The organism is Microbacterium sp. JC 701 (assembly GCF_021026215.1).
Lineage (GTDB): Bacteria > Actinomycetota > Actinomycetes > Actinomycetales > Microbacteriaceae > Microbacterium > Microbacterium algihabitans.
Window position 1 is genome coordinate 1,299,722 of the sequence record NZ_JAJNCV010000001.1, and the last position, 20,103, is coordinate 1,319,824.

Consider the following 20,103-nt stretch of genomic DNA (forward strand, 5'->3'; position numbering starts at 1 on the left):
CCGTGCGGTGCGCACCGCGTGCGAGGATTGCTCGGTGCCGCGCCGCGTGACCGCCGAACTCGACCTCGATCTGGGGACGTCCGTCGACCTCATCTTCCAGATCACCGCTGCGCGCGGCGTGCCGCTCTCGGAGGAGACGCTGACCTTCTCGAGGGGTGACCTCACGTGGGCGGCCACCGAGCTCGTCGACGCCGCCGGGAGTCGTCTGCACCGGCTGATCGGCGACCAGGGTCCGCTGAGCATCCGGTACGAGGCCGTCATCGACGCGCAAGCCACGCCGCCGGCGACGAGCGCGCTCGACACCATCGCCTACCTCCGTCCGAGTCGGTACTGCCAGTCCGATGAGGTCTTCGGGCAGGCCCGTCGCCAGTTCCGCGGACTGGTCGGCGCCGACCTGATCGACGCGGTGTCGGAGTTCGTGGCATCCACCGTCACGTATTCGCCCGGACTCAGCCTCGGCACCGACAGCGCCGTCACCACGCTGGCGAGCGGTCAAGGCGTGTGCCGCGACTACGCGCACCTCGTGATCGCCCTGCTGCGCGCGATGGACGTTCCCGCCCGCTACGCCGCCTGCTACGCGCCGGGCCTGGTGCCCATGGACTTCCACGCGGTCGCCGAGGCGTACCTCGACGGACAGTGGCACGTCATCGACGCGACGCGCCTGTCGGACCGCCGGTCGCTGGTGCGGATCGCGACCGGGCGCGACGCCGCGGACTGCGCCTTCCTCAGCTATCACGGCGGGTACGTCGGCCTCGAGAGCATGCGCGTCGATGCGGTGCTCGAAGACGAGGCCCCCGTCGGGCCCGACGACCACCGCGGCCTGGTGCAGATCGCCTGAGGGCGAACGGAGGGTCGGGTCGTCCGCTCCGCCTAGAATTGCAGGGTTATGGATCCTGCAGCCCTCTCCGCCGCCCTTCTCGCCGTCATCGCTCCGCTCGCCGAGGCGCGACGCGAGGGCTCGTCGGCGGGGCTGACCGCCGCCGATCTGCCGCTGGAGCGGCCGAAGAACCGCGACCACGGCGACTGGGCGTCCAACGCCGCCCTGAAGCTGTCGAAGGTCGTCGGGGCGAACCCGCGCGAGTTCGCGGCCGAGATCGCCGCGGGCCTCGAGGCCGTCGACGGCATCGCGAGCGTCGAGGTGGCCGGCCCCGGCTTCATCAACATCCGCCTCGACGCCGCTGCGGCGGGCGCGCTGGCGAAGCTCATCGTCGAGCAGGGAGCGGCGTTCGGCACGAACGACACCCAGCGCGGCAACACGATCAACCTCGAGTTCGTCAGCGCCAACCCCACCGGGCCGCTGCACATCGGCCACACCCGCTGGGCGGCCCTGGGTGACGCGATCGCCCGCGTGCTGCTGGCCAGCGGCGCGACCCTGGTGCGCGAGTTCTACATCAACGACGCCGGCGCCCAGATGGAGCGCTTCGGTCGCTCCGTCGTCGCGGCCATCGCGGGCGAGCCGACTCCCGAGGACGGGTACGGCGGAGCGTACATCGCGGCTCTCGCGGAGCGCGTGCAGGCCGCCCGCACCGACATCCTCGACCTCGATCGCGCCGAGCAGATCTCCGTCGCCACCGAGCTGGCCTACGGATTCCAGCTCGGCGAGATCCAGGCCTCGCTCGCGCGCTTCAACGTGCACTTCGACGTCTGGTTCTCGGAGCGCGACCTGCACGCGCGGATCGAGGGCCAGCCGAGCCTGGTCGACGAGGCCGTCGACCGCCTGCGCGAGCAGGGGCACGTCTTCGACGAGGACGACGCCGTGTGGGTGCGCACGACCGACTTCGGCGACGACAAGAACCGCGTCATCCGGCGCTCGAACGGCGAGTACACCTACTTCGCCGCCGATGCCGCGTACTACCTCAACAAGGGCGACCGCGGTTTCGCGCACAAGATCTACCTGCTCGGCGCCGACCACCACGGCTACGTCCACCGCCTCAAGGCCCTCGCGGGTGCGGCGGGAGACGACCCCGACAAGGACATCGAGGTGCTCATCGGTCAGCTCGTGTCGATCAACGGCGCGCGCCTGTCGAAGCGAGCGGGGAACATCGTCGAGCTCGACGACCTGCAGGCCTGGCTCGGCACCGACGCCCTGCGGTACTCGCTCGCGCGTTACCCGGCCGATTCGCCGCTGACGCTCGACCCCGAGATCCTGCAGAAGCGCACGAACGACAACCCCGTCTTCTACGTGCAGTACGCGCACGCCCGCACGTACAACGTTGCCCGCAACGCCGCGGATTCGGGTGTCGACCGCTCGGAGTTCGCCCCCGAGCTCCTCGCCCACGAGACCGAATCGGCTCTGCTGGGCGCGCTGCAGGAGTACCCGCGCATCGTCGCCTACGCCGCCGAGGTGCGCGAGCCGCACCGCGTCGCGCGCTACCTCGAGGAGCTCGCGGGTCTCTACCACCGCTGGTACGACAACTGCCGCGTCATCCCGCTCGGCGACGCCCCGGTCGAACCCGTGCACCGCACGCGCCTGTGGCTGAACGACGCCACCGGTCAGGTGCTGCGCAACGGCCTCGACCTGCTCGGCGTCAGCGCTCCGGAGCGGATGTAACGATGACCGACGCCGCGGCCCCCGACCGAGCGCCCCGCCGCCGTCGTGGGCGATGGATCGCGGTGCTCGTCGTGGTCGTGGTGCTGCTGGTCGCCGCGGTCGTGGCGGCGGAGTTCATCGCGCGCTCGGTCGTGACCGGCACGGTCCGCACGCTCGTGGTCGAGCACGTCGGCCTCCCCGCCGATCAGGACGTCGACGTGCAGGTGAGCGGCCTCGTGCTGCCGCAGGTCATCACGGGGCGGCTCGACGACGTCACGGTGTCGTCCGACGACGTCACCCTCGGCCCGATCACCGGGGACGTGCGCGTGGAGCTGCGCGGAGTCCCCGTGTCGGGTGCGTCGGCGGCCGACGGGGGAGTCGCCTCGGTGAGGTTGGACCAGGACCAGTTGCGGTCGCTGCTCGCGCAGATCCCCGACTTCCCCTCGGGCACCGTCACCGTGGCCGCCCCCGACGTGACGTTCGAGACCTCGCTGTCGCTGTTCGGCATCGCCATCCCCATCGGGGCCACGGTGTCTCCCGGTGCGGCCGAGGGCGACCTGACGCTCACGCCCTCCGCCTTCTCGGTGGGCGGCAACGCGATCGATGCCGACACCCTCCGCGGTCAGTTCGGCGGCATCGCCGACCCGCTCGTGCAGACGCAGAGCCTGTGCATCGCCGATCGCCTTCCGGCCGGGCTCACCCTCACCTCGGCGACCGTGCAGGGGCAGGACCTCGTCGCGACCTTCGACGTCGCCGGCGGCATCCTCGACGACCCCGCGCTGCAGGCCGACGGCAGCTGCGGCTGAGACGCTCTCGCGCGCCGCGGGCGCGTCAGGCCTCGACGTGCAGCAGTTCGGCCTCGACGAGCTGATCCAGGATGCCGCGCACCGCGGAACCCGCCGTCTCGTCGCCGAGACCGTGCATCACCGCGTCCTCAAGGGCGTCCAGCGTCGCGCCGTCGGCGGCCTTCCACAGCGAAGGAGCCAGCCCGGCCAGCACGCGCAGGGTGCCCGCCCCCGCGGAGGTGGCGGTGAGCACGGCGAGGCGCCCGTCGTCGAACGACAGGGAGTCCACGGCATCCGCCAGTCGATATCGCGGACCTCCCGTCGCCTCTGCGACCCGCAACGGAACGTCGTTGAGCGGGGGCCGCTCGATCGGCGCGGCCGCGAGGTCGAGGTCGTCGCACAGCGCGAGCAGCTGCTCCGCCTCGGTGTACTCCGCCCGGAGTGCGCCCCCGGTGGCGTCGAGGTGACGCGTGATCGCGTGCAGCGGACGCGGCAGAGAGGTGATGGCGCTCGAGTGCGGGGCGCAGGCGGTGAGGGCCTCGGCCGGTGACACGGGCACCAGTCGGGCTCGCCGCAGGTCGGCGCGGCGGTCGAGCAGCACGATGCGGCCCACCCGCAGACGGGTCGACTCGAGCCCGCGCAGGTCGAGGTCGCCGGGGGCGCGCTGCACTTTGACCTCGTGGCCGTCGGTGATGATCGACAGCGGCTTGCGGTAGGGATGCACGGTGCCGTCGAGGTCGATACCGACCGTCTCGTCCGAGACGTACCCCCACCGACGGGCGAGGGTGCGCGTCGCGGTGGTCTTGCCCGCACCCGAGGCGCCGACCAGCACGATCACGCGTCCGTCGGAGGCCTCAAGGCCCGCCGCGTGCAGCATCCAGCGCTTTCCGCGCCCGGCGACGATCGCGGCCTGCGTGACGGCGCTCGACAGGTCGGAGAGCATGCGTGCGCGGGAGACCGATGGGTCGGCGACGACCGTGGCGTCGGCAGTGACGACGTCACGGCTGCGGGCGTCGCGCCACGCGCTCTCGACCGCGGCCCGGGCGTCGGGGTCGAGCCCTGAATGGTCGATCGCCACGCGTGATCCGACGGCGTCGACGAGGAGCGGGGGCACGGTGGGGCAGGACGACACCGGGCCACCCTAGGTCGCGGTCCACACGCGGTCGTCGCCCGCCCGCAGGGGGGTGCCCGCGCATCGCCCGCGGCCTCACCCGCGGGTGGTGTCGCCTTGGTCCGCGATCGCTGCAGCGTTCCGCGGCGGCGCCGAAGGCGACCGCGGGGCGCGCGGCCGTATGCTGCCCCGCGCCCACCGGACCTCCCGCGACGGGCCGACCCCGATCCGGAGGCCGATCGATGAGCATCCCCCTCACCCGCCGCAGCGTGCTCGCCGCCGGCGCCTGGGCCGTCCCCGCGGTGGCCGCCGTCGCGGCCGCGCCCGCGTCGACCTCGAGCGCCGTGCGCGGCTGGACGGTGACGACCTCTCCCGCGTGGGCCTATCCCGACGAGGTGGTCGCGGTGCGCGTCACGAGCCCCGACGACGACGGCGCGCCGCTCGGGGGACGGCCCGTCGTGCTCGCGCTGGGCGACCCCGGCCAGGGGGTCATCGACCAGCCCACGGGTCTGACCGACGCGACCGGGGTGTACGAAACGACCCTGCGCGTCCGCGGCGACGCCGCGGCGGGCGGGGGCACCCTCTCTGTGGCCGCCGCCTCGGGAACCGCGAGCTGCGCGTTCGAGGTGCGGGCGCCGCGGGCCTCGACGCACGACTCCTCGGGCGCGACCACGCGTGTGATCGCGCTCGCGCACGGGAGCCAAGACGCCGTCGCCGCGGTCGAGAACCGCCAGTTCGCCCACAGCGACCTGCAGCCGACCGGGCGGTACGTCTTCGCAGGCGACGCGCTCGACGTCGTCGTCGCAGCCGACGCGCCCGCCGGCATGTCGCTCGTGATCGGGGTGCGAGGGCCGTGGCGCGCCTTCAACGCGGGACAGCAGCAGGACCTCAGCGTGATCGCCCTGTCGCCGGGTGCCCAGAGCATCACCGCACCCCAGGACGGCCTCGTCTTCGTCCGCAACGGCTCCACCGAACGCTCCGGAGCGCTGACGATCTCCGGTGGAGCCCCGCACCCGGTGTGGGTGAAGGATCAGACCAAGCCCGACGAGTTCGCCGCCCAGCTCGCCGCGTGGGCGGCCGCGCCGGCCGTGACGCTGGTGGGGGAGCGGGCCTTCGCCGACGTGCAGCGACGGGTGATCGACGACCTCGCCTCGCGTGGCGTGGCGTGGGATTCGGCCGACGTCGTCCTGCGCCTGGACCGGGTCGTGGCGTACACCTGCGACGTCTACGGGCTCTCGCGCGCCGCGGTCGGGGTCGCGCGCAAGTACCCGGGTCGCGTGTACTTCGGCGGGCCCGACTCCGGCGGCGGATGGGCGTTCGCCACCAGCCAGTGGGTGTGCTTCCAGGTCGACACCGGGGCCAGCGAGACCCTGCTGACCGACACCGATAGCTGGGGGATCTGGCACGAGGTCGGTCACACCTTCCAGGCGCCCGCGTACCGGTGGAGCGGGCTGATGGAGGTCACTGTCAACATCTCGGCCCTCGCCCTGCAGAACCGGCTGACCGGGCAGAACCGCCTCGACGACGAGGCCGACCGCAAGGACCGCGCCGCGCAGTACCTCGCCCGCCCGCTCGACGAGCGCGACCACGCGCAGCTGACCGCCGACGATCCGTTCCTCGGCCTCTACCTGTTCGAGCAGCTCCGCCGATCCTTCGGCGACGCCTTCTATCCCGCGCTGAACGAGGAGTATCGCGTTCGGCGAATCCGCGGGCTGTCGATGCCCGAGCCCGACCAGGACAAGAAAGACCTCTTCGCCGAGATCGCGTCGCGGGTCGCCGACCGCGACCTGGGTCCGTTCTTCACCGAGTGGGGCGTGCCCCTGTCGGCATCCGTGCTGTCGTCCCTCTCGGCGTACCCCGCGCTGCAGAACCCGATCTGGGCGGCCGTCGACTCCCACGACGCGGTCGTGGAGCGCTCCGTCGGCTACGACCTGCCCGTCGGATCGCTCTCGCTCGTCGACGGGACGATCGACCTGGGCGAGCACGACGGCTCGTCCGGTCGCGTGACCGGCCTGTCCACGCTCGGCGGGGCGACGAGCGCGGTCGTCGCCGCCGAGTCGACGGCGAAGGACGTCGGAACCGACGGCCGCGTCACGGTGGTGCTGCAGAGCGCCGACGGCACGCTCGAGGCGCTGTGGCGTCCCGCACCCGTCAGCGTCACCTCGGGACTGCAGTTCGTCGGCATCATGGACTGGCTCGCCGGGTGGGTCGGGATCAGTCGCGACGGAACCCACCTGACCGCGACCTCCACCGGCATCCGCCCGCACGACTACTACTTCCAGGGGCGGCTCTACTACGAGCTCACCCTGACGGATGCCGACGGCGCCGAGCTCGTGAGCGTGTCGGTGAACGGCGACGAGACGCACGACAAGGTCGTGACCGCCCTCGACGGCTTCCCCGTGGCCGACGGCTTCGTCCTCGTCGTGAACGCCGCGGAGGTCGACCGCGTGCGCGTGTACCGCGACAGCGTCCGGGTCGACGCGGTGACCACGCGGCCGCAGACCCTCGCGATCCGGGGTGGGCGTTTCGTGGTGTGACCGTCGCCCCGGCGTGGGAAAGGTGCGGCATACGACGTGCCCTAGACTGCAAGGACTGCCCGCCGCGTGACTCTCCGCGCGGGTGGGAGCCGTGATCCGCGGCCGCCGCGTCGCCGCAAAACCCGATTGGTCCCCCTGTGTCCGCCTCGCACTCCGCGCTCGTGCCCGCCTGGCTCACCGCCCCGGCCGAAGCGAACGAGCTCGTCGCCTCCGTTTGGCCCTCGTCCGCGCATCGCGTCGCCGACGGCTCCGTCGAGGTCGGCGGGGTGTCGGTGTTCGACCTCCGCGACCGATTCGGCACCCCCCTCTACGTGCTCGACGAGAACGAGGTGCGCGCCCACGCGCGTCGCGCTCGCGCCGCCTTCGACGCCGCGGCTGCGCGCCACGGCATCCGGGCCCGCGTGTACTACGCCGGCAAGGCGTTCCTCTCGACCGAGGTCGTGCGCTGGGTCGTCGACGAAGGACTCGCGGTCGACGTCTGCACGCGCGGTGAGCTCGAAGTCGCGCTCGCCGCCGGTGCCGACCCGGCACGCCTGGGCTTCCACGGCAACAACAAGAGCGTGTCCGAGCTCGAACGCGCCGTCGAAGTGGGGATCGGCTCGGTCGTCGTCGACAGCCCGATCGAGATCGAACGTCTCGCCGCGATCGCCGAGCGTCGTGGCGCCGTGCAGTCGGTGCTCGTGCGCGTGCGCACGGGCGTGCACGCCGAGACCCACGCGTTCCTCGCCACCGCCCACGAAGACCAGAAGTTCGGCTTCTCGCTCGAGGGGGCGGCCGAAGCCGTGGCCCGCATCCGCGAGCTGTCGAGCCTGCGCTTCGTCGGTCTGCACGCCCACATCGGCTCGCAGATCTTCGACTCCTCGGGCTTCCGCGAGTCGGCCGCACGCCTGGTCGACCTGCACGCCGACCTGCTGGCCGGGGGAGAGATCCCCCTGCTCAACGTCGGCGGCGGCTTCGGCATCTCGTACACCTCGGTCGACGACCCGAAGCCCATCGAAGAGATCGCCGACGGCATCGTCGACGCCATCGCCGACGAGTGCGCGGTGCGCGGCATCCCCATGCCCGACGTCGCCACCGAGCCCGGTCGCGTCATCGTCGGTCAGGCCGGCATCACCCTCTACGAGGTCGGCACGGTCAAGACCGTAACGGCGGGTGAGAACCTCGACCGCACCTACGTCAGCGTCGACGGCGGCATGAGCGACAACGCCCGGCCCGCCCTGTACGGCGCCGACTTCTCGGCGCGGCTGGTCTCGCGCACGAGCGGCGCGACCCCGGCGCTCTCGCGCGTCGTCGGCCACCACTGCGAGTCGGGCGACATCGTGGTGGATGCCGAGTACCTCCCCTCCGACGTCACCCCGGGCGACCTGCTGGCCGTGCCCGCCACCGGTGCCTACTGCTTCTCGCTCGCGAGCAACTACAACTACACCCCGCGTCCGCCGGTCGTCGCCGTGCGCGACGGTCGGGCCCGCGTGATCGTCCACGGCGAGAGCATCGACGACCTGCTCGCGCGCGACGCCGGGATCCCGGCATCCGCCCCCACGAAAACACCCCACGGAGACACCGAATGACCGACTACCGCACGCTCCGCGTGGCGCTCCTCGGCGCCGGCGCCGTCGGCTCGCAGGTCGCCGACCTGCTTCTCAGGCACGGCGACGAGCTCGCCGACCGCGCGGGCGCGAAGCTCGAACTCGCCGGTATCGCCGTGCGCGACCTCGACGCCAAGCGCGACGTCGACCTGCCGCGCGAGCTGTTCACCACCGACGCCGACACCCTGATCGTCGGCAGCGACATCGTCATCGAGCTCATGGGCGGCATCGAGCCCGCCCGCACGCAGGTGCTGCACGCGATCGCGTCGGGCGCCGACGTCGTCACCGCCAACAAGGCGCTGCTGGCCACCCACGGCTCCGAGGTGTTCGAGGCCGCCGACCAGGTGGGCGCCGAGGTCTACTACGAAGCCGCCGCCGCGGGTGCCATCCCCATCATCCGACCGCTGCGCGACTCGCTCGCCGGCGACCGGGTCGTGCGCATCATGGGCATCGTCAACGGCACGACGAACTACATCCTCGACCGCATGGACACCGAGGGCGCCGACTTCGGCGACGTGCTCGCCCAGGCGCAGGCCCTCGGGTACGCCGAGGCCGACCCCACCGCCGACGTCGAGGGCTACGACGCCGCGCAGAAGGCCGCGATCCTCGCGAGCCTCGCCTTCCACACCACCGTCCCGCTCGACGCCGTGCACCGCGAGGGCATCACCACGGTCGACGCCGCGATGATCGAGTCGGCCCGGCACGCGGGTTATGTCATCAAGCTCCTCGCCGTGTGCGAGCGCCTGGCCGGCGAGAACGGCCGCGGTGAGTCGATCTCGGTGCGCGTGTACCCCGCGCTCGTCGAGCGCACGCACCCGCTGGCGAGCGTCCACGGTGCGAACAACGCCGTCTTCGTGCAGGCCGAGGCCGCGGGCGACCTGATGTTCTACGGCGCCGGCGCCGGCGGCGTGCAGACCGCCTCGGCCGTGCTCGGCGACGTGGTCTCGGCCGCGCGCCGCCACATCGCCGGCGGCATCGGCGTGGGTGAGTCGACCCGTGCCAACCTGCCCGCCGTGCCGATCGGGCACGTCATCACGCGCTACCAGATCACGCTCGAGGTCGACGACCAGCCGGGCGTGCTGGCCACCGTCGCGGGCATCCTCAGCGAGGGTCGCGTGTCGATCGCGACCGTCGAGCAGACCGTCATCGAGGCATCTTCGGGTGCCGTCGCTTCGACGGGCTCAGCGAACGAAGCGCAAGGCTCAGCGACCGGCGCGGGATCGGCCCGCCTGGTCATCGGAACACACAAGGCCCGCGAGCAGGATTTGAGCGAGACCGTCGAGCGTCTCGCCGCGAGCGGCGTCGTCGAGCGCGTGGTCTCCGTGCTGCGTGTGGAAGGGAACTGACATGGCACACCTCTGGGGCGGAGTCCTCCGCGAATACGCCGACCGTCTGGGTGTCACCGACGCCTCCACCGTCGTCACCCTGGGCGAGGGCGGCACTCCGTTGCTGCCCGCACCCGCGCTGTCGCGTCGCACCGGCGCCGACGTGTGGGTGAAGTACGAGGGCATGAACCCGACGGGCTCCTTCAAGGATCGCGGCATGACCGTGGCCCTCTCGCGCGCCGTCGAGCACGGCGCCAAGGCCGTCATCTGCGCCTCGACCGGCAACACCTCGGCCTCGGCCGCGGCCTACGCCGCCCACGCCGGCATCACCGCCGCGGTGCTCGTGCCCGAGGGCAAGATCGCCATGGGCAAGCTCAGCCAGGCGGTGGCGCACAACGGCCGGCTCATCCAGATCCGCGGCAACTTCGACGACTGCCTCGAGATCGCGCGAGAGCTCGCCGACCACTACCCGGTGCACCTGGTCAACTCGGTGAACCCCGACCGCATCGAGGGGCAGAAGACCGCCGCCTACGAGGTCGTCGAGGTTCTGGGCGACGCCCCCGACTTCCACTTCATCCCCGTCGGCAACGCCGGCAACTACACCGCGTACTCGCGCGGCTACCGCGAAGAGGCCGCCCGCGGCGTCGCCACGCGCGTGCCCCGCATGTTCGGCTTCCAGGCCGAGGGTTCTGCCCCGCTCGTGCGCGGCGAGGTCGTCAGGCAGCCCGAGACGATCGCCAGCGCCATCCGCATCGGCAACCCCGCGTCGTGGGATCTCGCCCTCGAAGCCCGCGAGGCCACCGACGGCTACTTCGGCGCGATCGACGACGCGCGCATCCTCGAAGCGCAGAAGATCCTCGCCGGCGAGGTGGGCATCTTCGTCGAGCCCGCTTCGGCCATCAGCGTCGCGGGTCTGCTCGAGCGCGCCGAGGCCGGCATCGTGCCCGCCGGCGCGAAGGTCGTGCTCACCGTCACCGGCCACGGCTTGAAGGACCCCCAGTGGGCCCTGCGCAAGTCCGACGGCACCGACGTGCAGCCGACCGTCGTCGACGCCGCCACCTCGGAGGTCGCCTCCGTGCTCGACCTGCAGCCGGTGACCGCGTGAGTTCAGGCCCCGGCCGTCGGGTCGCCGTCCGGGTTCCCGCCACCAGCGCGAACCTCGGGCCCGGCTTCGACACCCTCGGCCTCGCACTGAGCGTCTACGACGAACTCGTCGTCGAGCAGCTCGAGGGCGACCGCCTCGAGATCGAGGTCGAGGGCGAAGGGGTCGCCGAGGTGCCGCGCGATGCGTCGCACCTCGTCGTGCGCGCGATGGCGCACACGTACGCCTCGGTCGGCCGCACCCTGCCGGGGCTCCGCCTCACCGCGCACAACGTCATCCCGCACGGGCGGGGCATGGGCTCGTCCGGTGCGGCCGTGGTCGCCGGCATCCTGGCCGCGAAGGGTCTGCTCGAGGGCGAGGTCGCATTCAGCGACGTCGACCTGCTGCGCCTCGCGACCGAGATGGAGGGCCACCCCGACAACGTGGCCCCCGGGCTGTTCGGCGGTCTCACGATCGCGTGGATGGATGCCGCCGGCCCCCAGCACAAGCAGCTGATCGTGCACCGCGGTGTGTCGCCCCTCGTGCTCGTGCCGAGCTTCACGATGTCGACGGCGGTCGCGCGCAGCCTCCAGCCGCTGCAGGTGCCGCGGGAAGACGCGGTGTTCAACGTCTCGCGCTCGGCGCTGCTGATCGCGGCGATGACGCAGAGCCCCGAGCTGCTCATGGCGGCCACCGAAGACAAGCTGCACCAGAACTACCGCGCGCAGGCCATGCCCGAGACCGACCGGCTCGTGCGCGCCCTCCGCGCGGAGGGGTACGCCGCGGTCGTGTCCGGTGCCGGACCGAGCGTGCTCGTCCTCGCCGACGGGCCGGGACAGCGACTCGCGGCCGCGGATCTTATGGCATCCGTCGTCGACACCCCGTGGCAGGCGCTCATGCTCGCCGTCGACGTCAAGGGTGGTACAGTGAAAAACGCAGAGGGTTCCGCGTAAATTCGCGAATCTGAGCCTCTGCACCACCTGCGAAATCCGCAACACATCGCGAACCCGGTATCGGCTGCAGTCTCCCGAACCGCTGGTGTCCGTCGTCTGCGATCTGCACGACGACGCGCGATCTGATCACGTTTCATCCTGAGGAGCACTCGTGGAGTCCATCTCCGAGACCCAGCCCGTCGACGCGCCCGAGGGCGCCGAGACCCCCACCGAAGAGCAGCCCACGGCTGCGGTGGAGGGCACCGACACCGAACAGACCGACGCGCCCGCTGCGGCCGAGGGCGAAGCGGCCCCGGAGGCCGACGAGGCCCCGGCCGACGCCGCCCCCGAGGCACTGTTCACCGATGACGCTCTCGCCGCCGAGGCCCCGGCCGAGACGGTCGCCGACGCGCCCGCCGCTGCGGAGGCGCCCGCCGCCGAGGCCGCCGCAGAGCCCGCCGCAGAAGAGGCAGCGCCGGTCGAGAAGCCCGCGCGCGCCCCGCGCAAGCGTGCTCCGCGTCGTGCCAAGAGCGCGACCGCCGAAGAGACGGCCGCCGCCGAGGCCGCCGCCGCTGAAGAAAAGGCCGCCGCTGAGGCCGCCGCCGCCGAGGCGCCCGCCGCCGAGACCGCTGCCGCCGACGCCGTGACCGACGAGCCCGCGACCACCCCGGTCACCACGGCCGCCGACGTGGCCGCCGACGCCGACGCCAGCACCGAGACCCCCGCGGTCGACGAGGCTGCCACCACCGAGGCTCCCGCGGCCGACGCCGCGACCGCTGACGGCGACGCCGAGCAGGTCGACGCCGAGCAGGCAGACGCCGCGCCCGCCGACGGTGCCGAGCAGGCCGACGAGACCCCGGCCCGTGGCCGTGGCCGCAGCCGCTCGCGCAACCGCAACCGCAACAAGACCGACGCCGACAAGGCCGACGCCGCTCAGCCCGCCGCCGACGAGGCCGAGGCCCCGCAGCAGCAGCAGCAGCAGCAGGGCGGCCAGCGCGAGGGCGGTCGCGACAACGGCGCGCAGCGCGACGGCGGCCAGCGCGACGGCGGCCAGCGCGACGGTGCCCAGCGCGACGGTGCCCAGCGCGACAACGCGCAGAACGGCCAGCAGGCGCAGCAGCAGCAGGGCGGCGCAGCCAACAGCCGCAACCGTCAGCGCAACAAGCGCCGCGGCCAGACCACCACGGGCGACGAGTTCGAGACCGAGATCGGCGAAGACGACGTGCTCGTCCCCATCGCCGGCGTGCTCGACGTGCTCGACAACTACGCGTTCGTGCGCACCACCGGCTACCTGCCCGGCCCGAGCGACGTCTACGTCTCGCTCGGTCAGGTCAAGAAGTACAACCTCCGGAAGGGCGACGCCGTCGTCGGCGCCATCAAGCAGCCCCGCGAGGGCGAGCAGCAGGGCCGTCAGAAGTACAACGCGCTCGTGCAGGTCGACTCGATCAACGGTCTGTCGGTCGACGACGCCGCCACCCGCGTCGAGTTCAACAACCTCACGCCCCTGTACCCCCAGGAGCGCCTGCGCCTCGAGACCGGCCCCGAGAAGCTCACGCAGCGCATCATCGACCTGGTCGCCCCGGTCGGCAAGGGCCAGCGCGGCCTGATCGTCGCGCCCCCCAAGGCCGGTAAGACGATCGTGCTGCAGCAGATCGCCAACGCGATCGCGACGAACAACCCCGAGGTCCACCTCATGGTCGTACTCGTCGACGAGCGTCCCGAAGAGGTCACCGACATGCAGCGCACCGTGCGCGGCGAGGTCATCGCCTCGACGTTCGACCGTCCGGCCGAAGACCACACCACGGTCGCCGAGCTGGCCATCGAGCGCGCGAAGCGTCTCGTCGAGCTCGGCCGCGACGTCGTCGTGCTGCTCGACTCGATCACCCGCCTCGGCCGCGCGTACAACCTCGCCGCCCCCACCTCGGGCCGCGTGCTCTCCGGCGGTGTCGACGCCTCGGCGCTGTACCCACCCAAGCGCTTCTTCGGCGCCGCGCGCAACATCGAGAACGGCGGATCGCTCACGATCCTGGCCACGGCGCTCGTGGAGACCGGGTCCAAGATGGACGACGTGATCTTCGAGGAGTTCAAGGGCACCGGCAACAGCGAACTGCGCCTGAGCCGCCAGCTCGCCGACAAGCGCATCTTCCCGGCGGTCGACGTCAACGCGTCGAGCACCCGTCGCGAAGAGATGCTGCTGTCGAGCGACGAGGTCAAGATCACCTGGAAGCTCCGTCGCGCGCTGGCCGGTCTCGACCCCCAGCAGGCCCTCGAGGTCGTGCTCGGAAAGCTCAAGGAGACGCAGTCCAACGTCGAGTTCCTCGTGCAGATGCAGAAGTCGATCCCGGCGCCCTCGCGCGGCGGTGACGACAACAGCATCCGCTGATCGGGGCGGGAGGCGCGATGTCGGAACCCGCCATGTTCGAGTCGGTCCGCGGACTGCTCGACGAGCACAAGGCCGTCCAGGAGGAACTCTCCGACCCGGCCGTGCACGCGGACGCCGCGCGCGCCAAGCGCGTCAACCGACGCTACGCCGAGCTGTCGCGGATCGTCGCGGCCCACGAAGCGTGGACCGCGGCGTCCGACGACCTCGAGGCGGCTCGCGAGCTCGCCCGTGAGGACTCCGCCTTTGCAGAAGAGGTTCCGGCGCTCGAGGAGCGCGTGGCCGAGACGCAGGAGCGCCTGCGGCGCCTGCTCATCCCGCGCGACCCCGACGACGCCCGTGACGTGATCATGGAGATCAAGGGCGGCGAGGGTGGGGCCGAGAGCGCCCTCTTCGCGGCCGACCTGCTGCGCATGTACCTGCAGTACGCGGCATCCATGGGCTGGAAGACGGAGCTGCTCGAACGCACCGAATCCGATCTCGGCGGCTACAAAGACGTCCAGGTCGCGATCAAGGGATCGTCGAGCGACCCCGCTCAGGGTGTCTGGGCGCACCTGAAATACGAGGGCGGAGTGCACCGCGTGCAGCGCGTGCCCGCCACCGAGTCGCAGGGTCGCATCCACACCTCCACCACGGGCGTGCTGGTCTTCCCCGAGGTCGACGAGCCCGAAGAGGTCGGCATCGACCCGAACGACCTGAAGATCGACGTCTTCCGCTCCTCGGGCCCCGGTGGTCAGTCCGTGAACACGACCGACTCCGCGGTGCGCATCACCCACGTTCCCACCGGAATCGTCGTGTCGATGCAGAACGAGAAGTCGCAGCTGCAGAACCGCGAGGCCGGTATGCGCGTGCTGCGCGCCCGCCTGCTCGCCAAGCAGCAGGAGGAGCGCGACGCGGTCGCCGCCGATGCGCGCAAGTCGCAGATCCGCGGCATGGATCGCTCCGAGCGCATCCGCACCTACAATTTCCCCGAGAACCGCATCGCCGATCACCGCACCGGATACAAGGCGTACAACCTCGATCAGGTCATGGACGGCGCCCTCGGCCCGATCATCGAGTCGGCGATCACGGCCGACGAAGAAGCGCGCCTCGCGGCCCTCGCCGACTCCTAAGCTCGGGTGGTGCTCACCGCCGCTCAGATCGTGTCGTTCGACGACACCCCGCCCCGGCCTGGACTCTCGCCATGGGTCGGCGCCGTGGAGCAGGTGCGGCACATCGAGATCGTGGATCCGGATGCCGCCTGGCCCGAGCTCTTCGAGACGCTCCGCGCGGGCATCGTCGCGGCGCTCGGCGAGCGCGCGTTGCGGATCGACCACGTGGGGTCGACGTCGGTCCCCGGGCTGGCCGCCAAGCCCGTCATCGACATCGACCTGACGGTCGCCGACACCGACGACGAGGATGCCTACGTGCCGGCACTCGAAGCACTCGGCTTCGTGTTGCGCGTGCGCGAGCCGTGGTGGCTCGGCCATCGCTGCCTGGTCTCGGCCGAGCCGGCCGCCAACCTTCACGTGTGGCCGCCCGACAGCCCCGAGGCCGCACGGCACCGCATCTTCCGCGACTGGCTGCGCGCCGACGAGGCCGATCGCGAGCGGTACGCCGCGGTCAAGCGCGCTGTCGCGGCCGACGGCCTGATGAGCGAGTACAACGCCCGCAAAGAGGGTGTGATCCGCGAGATCTACGCCCGAGCCTTCGCCGCGGCCGGCCTGTTGCCCTGACACCATCCCGAGACCACAACGCAGGATCCAGGGACGTCACCCCGTCTACATGCCGAGGCCGGCGCGGGGATGAAGTCGGATCTCCTGCGCTGTGTCGCAGGGAGCGTCACACGTCCCAGGCGGGCGGATGGGGGAGCGGGCCCCGGCGGGCCTCGAGCTGAGCGGCGAGCGACAGCAGCGTCGCCTCACCCCCCGGGCGGCCGACGAGCTGCACCGACACGGGGTGGCCCGCGGCATCCGTCGTCACCGGCACAGTGATCGCGGGCAACCCGGCGACGTTGACGAAGCTGGAGTACGGCGCGTACTCGACCTGCATCGCGAACGTGCGCTCGGGGCCGTGCTCCGCGTACGAGCCGACCGGCTGGGGCGGCTGCGCGAGAGCCGGGGTGAGCACGGCGTCGAAGGCCGAGAAGTCGGTGATGGTGCGACGCTCGAACGCCCGGGCGGCCGCGAGTCCGCCGAGCAGGTCGAGGGCCGACAGGCGACGCCCCTCCTGCACGAGCCAGGCCGTGAGCGGCTCGACGAGCTCGGCATCGGCGTCGCTCAGCGGAATGCGTGCGGCACTCGCCCGCCAGAGCACGTGGAAGAGCTCCGCATAGCCGAACGGATGCCAGTCGGCATCCGCCACCGCGTGCCCAGAGTCGTCGAGCCAGGCGGTGGCCGTGTCGAGGGCCGTGCGAGCGTCGGCGTCGAGGATGATGTCTTCGTCGTCATCCCACGGTGAGACGGTGGTGACGCCGAGGCGCAGGTGGCCGGGGTCGCGTCGGGCGGCGTCGGCGAAGGGCCCGGCTCCGGGGGCGGCCGTCGCGTACGAGAAGGGGGCGAGGCCGACGAGGGCGTCGAGCAGGAGGCCCGCGTCTTCCGCCGTGCGTGCGATCGGTCCCGTGACCGACAGTCCGTCGGGGGAGTCGAAGCCCGAGCCGATTGGAAGCCGCCCGCGCGAGGGTTTCAGGCCCACGACCCCCACGGTCGCCGAGGGGATGCGGATCGAGCCGCCGCCGTCCGAGCCGACGGCCGCAGGGAGGAGTCCCGCGGCGACGGCCACCGCCGCCCCACCGCTCGAGCCGCCCGCGCCCGCGGTGGGGCGCCAGGGATCGCGCGCCGGGTCGTGGATCAGCGGTTCGGTGAACCCGGTGAGACCGAACTCCGAGGTGCTGGTCTTACCGACGTTGATCGCTCCGGCGGCGTCGAGTGCCGCGGCGAGGGGATCGGATGCCGTGGGCACGTGGTCGACCCGCGCGCGCGATCCGTACCGCGTGGGCACGCCGGCGCGGGCGACGAGGTCTTTGTCCGCCAGCGGAATGCCCCACAGCGGTCCGTCGGCCGGTCGGGGGAGGTCGGCCGCCCGTCGGAGCGCGGCATCCGGAGTGACCTCGGCGAAGGCGCCGAGACCGCGGTGGCGGTCGATGCGATCGAGGTAGTGGGTCGTCAGCTCGGCGGGTGAGAGGTCACCGCTGCGGAGTCCGTCGACCTGGGCCACGAGCGAGAGGTCGTGCAGACGGGGCATTGTCCGAGCCTACGGCGATGCCGGCGCAGGCGGTCGCGATCAGATCCAGTACTCGGGCGTGGTCAGCAGCGCGCGGGTGTCTTCGCCCCCGCGGCGCGTGCGGGCCGTGGCCGGCACCCCCACCAGCACGCTGTCGGCCGGTGCATCCCGCGTCACCACGGCGTTCGCTCCGACCACGGAACGCGCGCCCAGAGTGATCGGGCCGAGGATCTTCGCCCCCGCGCCCACGGCGACCCCGTCGTGCAGCGTGGGGTGGCGCTTGCCGCCCTCGCGCTGACGACCGCCGAGAGTGACGCCGTGGTACAGCATGACGTCGTCGCCGACCTCGGCCGTCTCGCCCACGACGACACCCATGCCGTGATCGATGAAGAACCGGCGCCCGATGGTGGCTCCGGGGTGGATCTCGATGCCCGTGAGCCACCGGGTCACCTGCGACAGGGCCCGCGCCGGGAAGCGCAGACCCCGCCGCCACAGGCGGTTCGCGATGCGGTACGACCACACGGCGTGAAGACCCGGGTAGAGCACGGCGATCTCGAGAGCGCCGCGCGCCGCGGGGTCGCGGAGCTTGGCGGAGGAGACGTCTTCGCGGATTCGGGAGAGGACCCCCACGTCAGTCTTCGCGCAGGTGCTCGTACAGAGCGGTCGAGAGGTAGCGCTCGCCGTACGAGGGGATGATGACGACGATGTTCTTGCCCGCGGCCTCGGGGCGACGTGCGACCTCGAGCGCGGCCCAGATGGCGGCACCCGACGACATGCCGACGAGGATGCCGTCTTTCGCCGCGGTCTCGCGGGCCAGGCGGATCGCGTCGTCGAACTCGACGTCGATGACCTCGTCGATGATGTCGCGGTCGAGGATCGCGGGCACGAAGTTGGGGCCGATGCCCTGGATCTTGTGCGGGCCGGGGTGGCCCTTGGTGAGGACGGGGGAGTCGGCGGGCTCGACGGCGACGATCTTGACCCCGGGTACGCGCTCCTTGAGCACCTGACCGACGCCCGTGATGGTGCCGCCCGTGCCGATGCCGGCGACGAAGTAGTCGACCTTGCCCTCGGTGTCGCGCAGGATCTCTTCGGCCGTCGTCTTGCGGTGGATCGCGGGGTTGGCCTCGTTCTCGAACTGACGGGCCCAGACGGCGCCGGGGGTCTCGGCGACGATGCGCTTGGCTTCGTCGACGGCGTGCGACATGCCCTTGGTGGGGTCGGTGAGCACGAGCTCGGCGCCGAACGCCTTCAGCAGGATGCGGCGCTCCTTCGACATCGACGCGGGCATCGTGAGGATGACCTTGTAGCCGCGGGCGGCGCCGACCATGGCCAGCGCGATGCCGGTGTTGCCGCTGGTGGACTCGACCAGGGTGCCGCCGGGCTTGAGCTCGCCCGAGGCCTCGGCCGCATCGACGATCGCGATGCCCAGGCGGTCCTTGACGCTCGAGGCGGGGTTGTAGAACTCCAGCTTCGCCAGGATCTGCGCGTCGGTGCCTTCGGCGACGCGGTTCAGGCGCACCAGCGGAGTGTCGCCGAAAGCTGTCGTGATGTCGGGGTGGATGCCGGGCATGGCTCGCCTTTCGCCGTCGTTCGGGTCGCGATCATCCTAGGTGAGCCCTCCGACACCGACGCCTGTGTGACGCCGTGCGGCAGGATGCGCGCAGGCGCCCCGGCGGGGGCGGGACCCGCACGACTAAACTCGACTCCCGTCATGCCTGAGACAGCTTCCGCGCCCGCGCCCGCCCCCGCCGCCACGAGCGTCGTCGAGACGGTGCGCGCGACCGCCGCCCGACTGGCCGCCGCCGGGATCCCCGACGCGCAGGTCGACGCCGAACTGCTCGTCGGCCACGTGCTCGAGACCTCGCGCGGGGGAGTGCAGGCGGCGGCCATCCGCGGCGACCGGATGCCGGAGTCCGCCGTTCGCGCTCTCGCGCCCCTCGTCGACCGACGCTGCGCCCGCGAGCCGCTGCAGCACCTCACCGGACTCGCGCCCTTCCGCGCCCTGGAGCTCGCCGTCGGGCCGGGGGTGTTCGTTCCGCGCCCCGAGACCGAGATGGTGGCGCAGCTGGCGATCGACGCGCTGCGCGTCGCGGCATCCGATGCCCCCATCGCCGTCGACCTCGGCACCGGGAGCGGAGCGATCGCCCTCGCCCTCGCCACCGAGGTCCCGCACGCCCGGGTCTTCGCCGCCGAGAACTCCGTCGACGCCTTCGTCTGGACCAAGCTCAACCTCGCCCGCATCGGCGCGCAGAATCTGCAGCTCGCCTTCATCGACCTCGCCGAGGCGTTCCCCGAGCTCGACGGCACGGTCTCGGTCGTGGCATCCAACCCCCCGTATGTTCCGGACGACGCCATCCCGCGCGACCCCGAGGTGCGGCTGTACGACCCTCCCGCGGCGCTCTACGGCGGACCGGACGGGCTGGATGCCGTGCGTACTCTCAGTCGTGTGGGTCTGCGCCTCGCGCACCCCGGCGGCACGATCGTCATCGAGCACGGCGAGTGGCAGGGCGAGGCGATCCGCGCGATCCTCTCGGCCGACGGCTGGAGATCGGCCGCGACGCACCCCGACCTGACCACCCGCGACCGCGCGACGACGGCCGTCCGTCCCTGATCGCGGCCGATCACGTCTCCCACG

16 protein-coding genes are annotated in these 20,103 nt (G+C 72.1%); 12 read left to right on the forward strand and 4 right to left on the reverse strand.

Annotated features, from left to right (window positions below; genetic code table 11):
- Positions 1-34: 34 nt before the first annotated feature.
- From LPW41_RS06170 to LPW41_RS06180, 3 genes are read left to right on the forward strand one after another with little or no spacing between them, the layout of a single operon-like run.
- Positions 35-838, forward strand: coding sequence for a transglutaminase family protein (locus LPW41_RS06170; RefSeq protein WP_144828612.1), 804 nt, complete (start codon positions 35-37; stop codon positions 836-838).
- A 48-nt stretch (positions 839-886) separates the two neighbouring features.
- A complete protein-coding gene (locus tag LPW41_RS06175) occupies positions 887-2,551 on the forward strand; it encodes an arginine--tRNA ligase (protein WP_230704352.1) in 1,665 nt (554 codons plus the stop codon).
- 2 nt (positions 2,552-2,553) lie between these two features.
- The gene (locus LPW41_RS06180) at positions 2,554-3,336 is read left to right on the forward strand and encodes a DUF2993 domain-containing protein (RefSeq protein WP_230704353.1); all 783 of its coding nucleotides are present in this window, start codon (positions 2,554-2,556) and stop codon (positions 3,334-3,336) included.
- A 25-nt stretch (positions 3,337-3,361) separates the two neighbouring features.
- Here LPW41_RS06180 and LPW41_RS06185 read toward each other — a convergent pair whose 3' ends face one another.
- Entirely contained in the window at positions 3,362-4,447 is a 1,086-nt protein-coding gene (locus LPW41_RS06185) for a hypothetical protein (RefSeq protein ID WP_230704354.1), read from the reverse strand.
- Between the two features lie 221 nt (positions 4,448-4,668).
- On the opposite strand from LPW41_RS06185, the gene LPW41_RS06190 reads away from it, so the two are divergent.
- The 8 genes from LPW41_RS06190 to LPW41_RS06225 all read left to right on the forward strand — a co-directional run bounded on the left by LPW41_RS06190 (position 4,669) and on the right by LPW41_RS06225 (position 15,982).
- Entirely contained in the window at positions 4,669-6,963 is a 2,295-nt protein-coding gene (locus LPW41_RS06190) for a M60 family metallopeptidase (RefSeq protein WP_230704355.1), read from the forward strand.
- A gap of 137 nt (positions 6,964-7,100) precedes the next feature.
- Complete coding sequence (gene lysA, locus LPW41_RS06195; RefSeq protein WP_187358350.1) at positions 7,101-8,531, forward strand: diaminopimelate decarboxylase; 1,431 nt, start codon at positions 7,101-7,103, stop codon at positions 8,529-8,531.
- On the forward strand, positions 8,528-9,895 hold the full coding sequence (locus LPW41_RS06200; RefSeq protein WP_230704356.1) for a homoserine dehydrogenase: 1,368 nt from the start codon (positions 8,528-8,530) through the stop codon (positions 9,893-9,895). The genes lysA and LPW41_RS06200 overlap by 4 nt, the downstream gene beginning before the upstream one ends.
- 1 nt (position 9,896) lies before the next feature.
- Positions 9,897-10,979 carry a threonine synthase gene (thrC, locus tag LPW41_RS06205; RefSeq protein ID WP_144828591.1) on the forward strand — a complete coding sequence of 361 codons (1,083 nt, stop codon included), beginning with the start codon at positions 9,897-9,899 and terminating at the stop codon, positions 10,977-10,979.
- A complete protein-coding gene (thrB, locus tag LPW41_RS06210) occupies positions 10,976-11,908 on the forward strand; it encodes a homoserine kinase (protein ID WP_144828588.1) in 933 nt (310 codons plus the stop codon). The genes thrC and thrB overlap by 4 nt, the downstream gene beginning before the upstream one ends.
- A 151-nt stretch (positions 11,909-12,059) precedes the next feature.
- Positions 12,060-14,270 (forward strand): transcription termination factor Rho, encoded by a 2,211-nt coding sequence (gene rho / locus LPW41_RS06215; protein ID WP_230704357.1) that lies wholly within the window; start codon positions 12,060-12,062, stop codon positions 14,268-14,270.
- Between the two features lie 32 nt (positions 14,271-14,302).
- Entirely contained in the window at positions 14,303-15,379 is a 1,077-nt protein-coding gene (gene prfA / locus LPW41_RS06220; RefSeq protein ID WP_144828583.1) for a peptide chain release factor 1, read from the forward strand.
- Between the two features lie 9 nt (positions 15,380-15,388).
- Complete coding sequence (locus LPW41_RS06225; RefSeq protein ID WP_230704358.1) at positions 15,389-15,982, forward strand: GrpB family protein; 594 nt, start codon at positions 15,389-15,391, stop codon at positions 15,980-15,982.
- Between the two features lie 106 nt (positions 15,983-16,088).
- Here LPW41_RS06225 and LPW41_RS06230 read toward each other — a convergent pair whose 3' ends face one another.
- The 3 genes from LPW41_RS06230 to cysK are packed head-to-tail and all read right to left on the reverse strand — an operon-like array spanning position 16,089 to position 19,038.
- A complete protein-coding gene (locus tag LPW41_RS06230) occupies positions 16,089-17,489 on the reverse strand; it encodes an amidase (RefSeq protein WP_230704359.1) in 1,401 nt (466 codons plus the stop codon).
- Positions 17,490-17,528: 39 nt separating this feature from the next.
- A complete protein-coding gene (epsC, locus tag LPW41_RS06235) occupies positions 17,529-18,098 on the reverse strand; it encodes a serine O-acetyltransferase EpsC (RefSeq protein ID WP_144828574.1) in 570 nt (189 codons plus the stop codon).
- 1 nt (position 18,099) lies between these two features.
- Entirely contained in the window at positions 18,100-19,038 is a 939-nt protein-coding gene (gene cysK, locus LPW41_RS06240) for a cysteine synthase A (RefSeq protein WP_144828571.1), read from the reverse strand.
- Between the two features lie 141 nt (positions 19,039-19,179).
- Between cysK and prmC the strand changes: the two genes are divergently transcribed.
- Positions 19,180-20,079, forward strand: a complete 900-nt coding sequence (gene prmC / locus LPW41_RS06245; protein WP_230704360.1) for a peptide chain release factor N(5)-glutamine methyltransferase — start codon at positions 19,180-19,182, stop codon at positions 20,077-20,079.
- The last annotated feature ends 24 nt before the right edge of the window (positions 20,080-20,103 follow it).

Bases quoted from the DNA above. Each gene is read 5' to 3' on its own strand.
- LPW41_RS06175 (WP_230704352.1), top strand. From the start codon at position 887: ATGGATCCTGCAGCCCTCTCCGCCGCCCTTCTCGCCGTCATCGCTCCG.
- LPW41_RS06180 (WP_230704353.1), top strand. From the start codon at position 2,554: ATGACCGACGCCGCGGCCCCCGACCGAGCGCCCCGCCGCCGTCGTGGG.
- LPW41_RS06190 (WP_230704355.1), top strand. From the start codon at position 4,669: ATGAGCATCCCCCTCACCCGCCGCAGCGTGCTCGCCGCCGGCGCCTGG.
- LPW41_RS06200 (WP_230704356.1), top strand. From the start codon at position 8,528: ATGACCGACTACCGCACGCTCCGCGTGGCGCTCCTCGGCGCCGGCGCC.
- thrC (WP_144828591.1), top strand. From the start codon at position 9,897: ATGGCACACCTCTGGGGCGGAGTCCTCCGCGAATACGCCGACCGTCTG.
- prfA (WP_144828583.1), top strand. From the start codon at position 14,303: ATGTTCGAGTCGGTCCGCGGACTGCTCGACGAGCACAAGGCCGTCCAG.
- LPW41_RS06230 (WP_230704359.1), bottom strand. From the start codon at position 17,489: ATGCCCCGTCTGCACGACCTCTCGCTCGTGGCCCAGGTCGACGGACTC.
- cysK (WP_144828571.1), bottom strand. From the start codon at position 19,038: ATGCCCGGCATCCACCCCGACATCACGACAGCTTTCGGCGACACTCCG.
- prmC (WP_230704360.1), top strand. From the start codon at position 19,180: ATGCCTGAGACAGCTTCCGCGCCCGCGCCCGCCCCCGCCGCCACGAGC.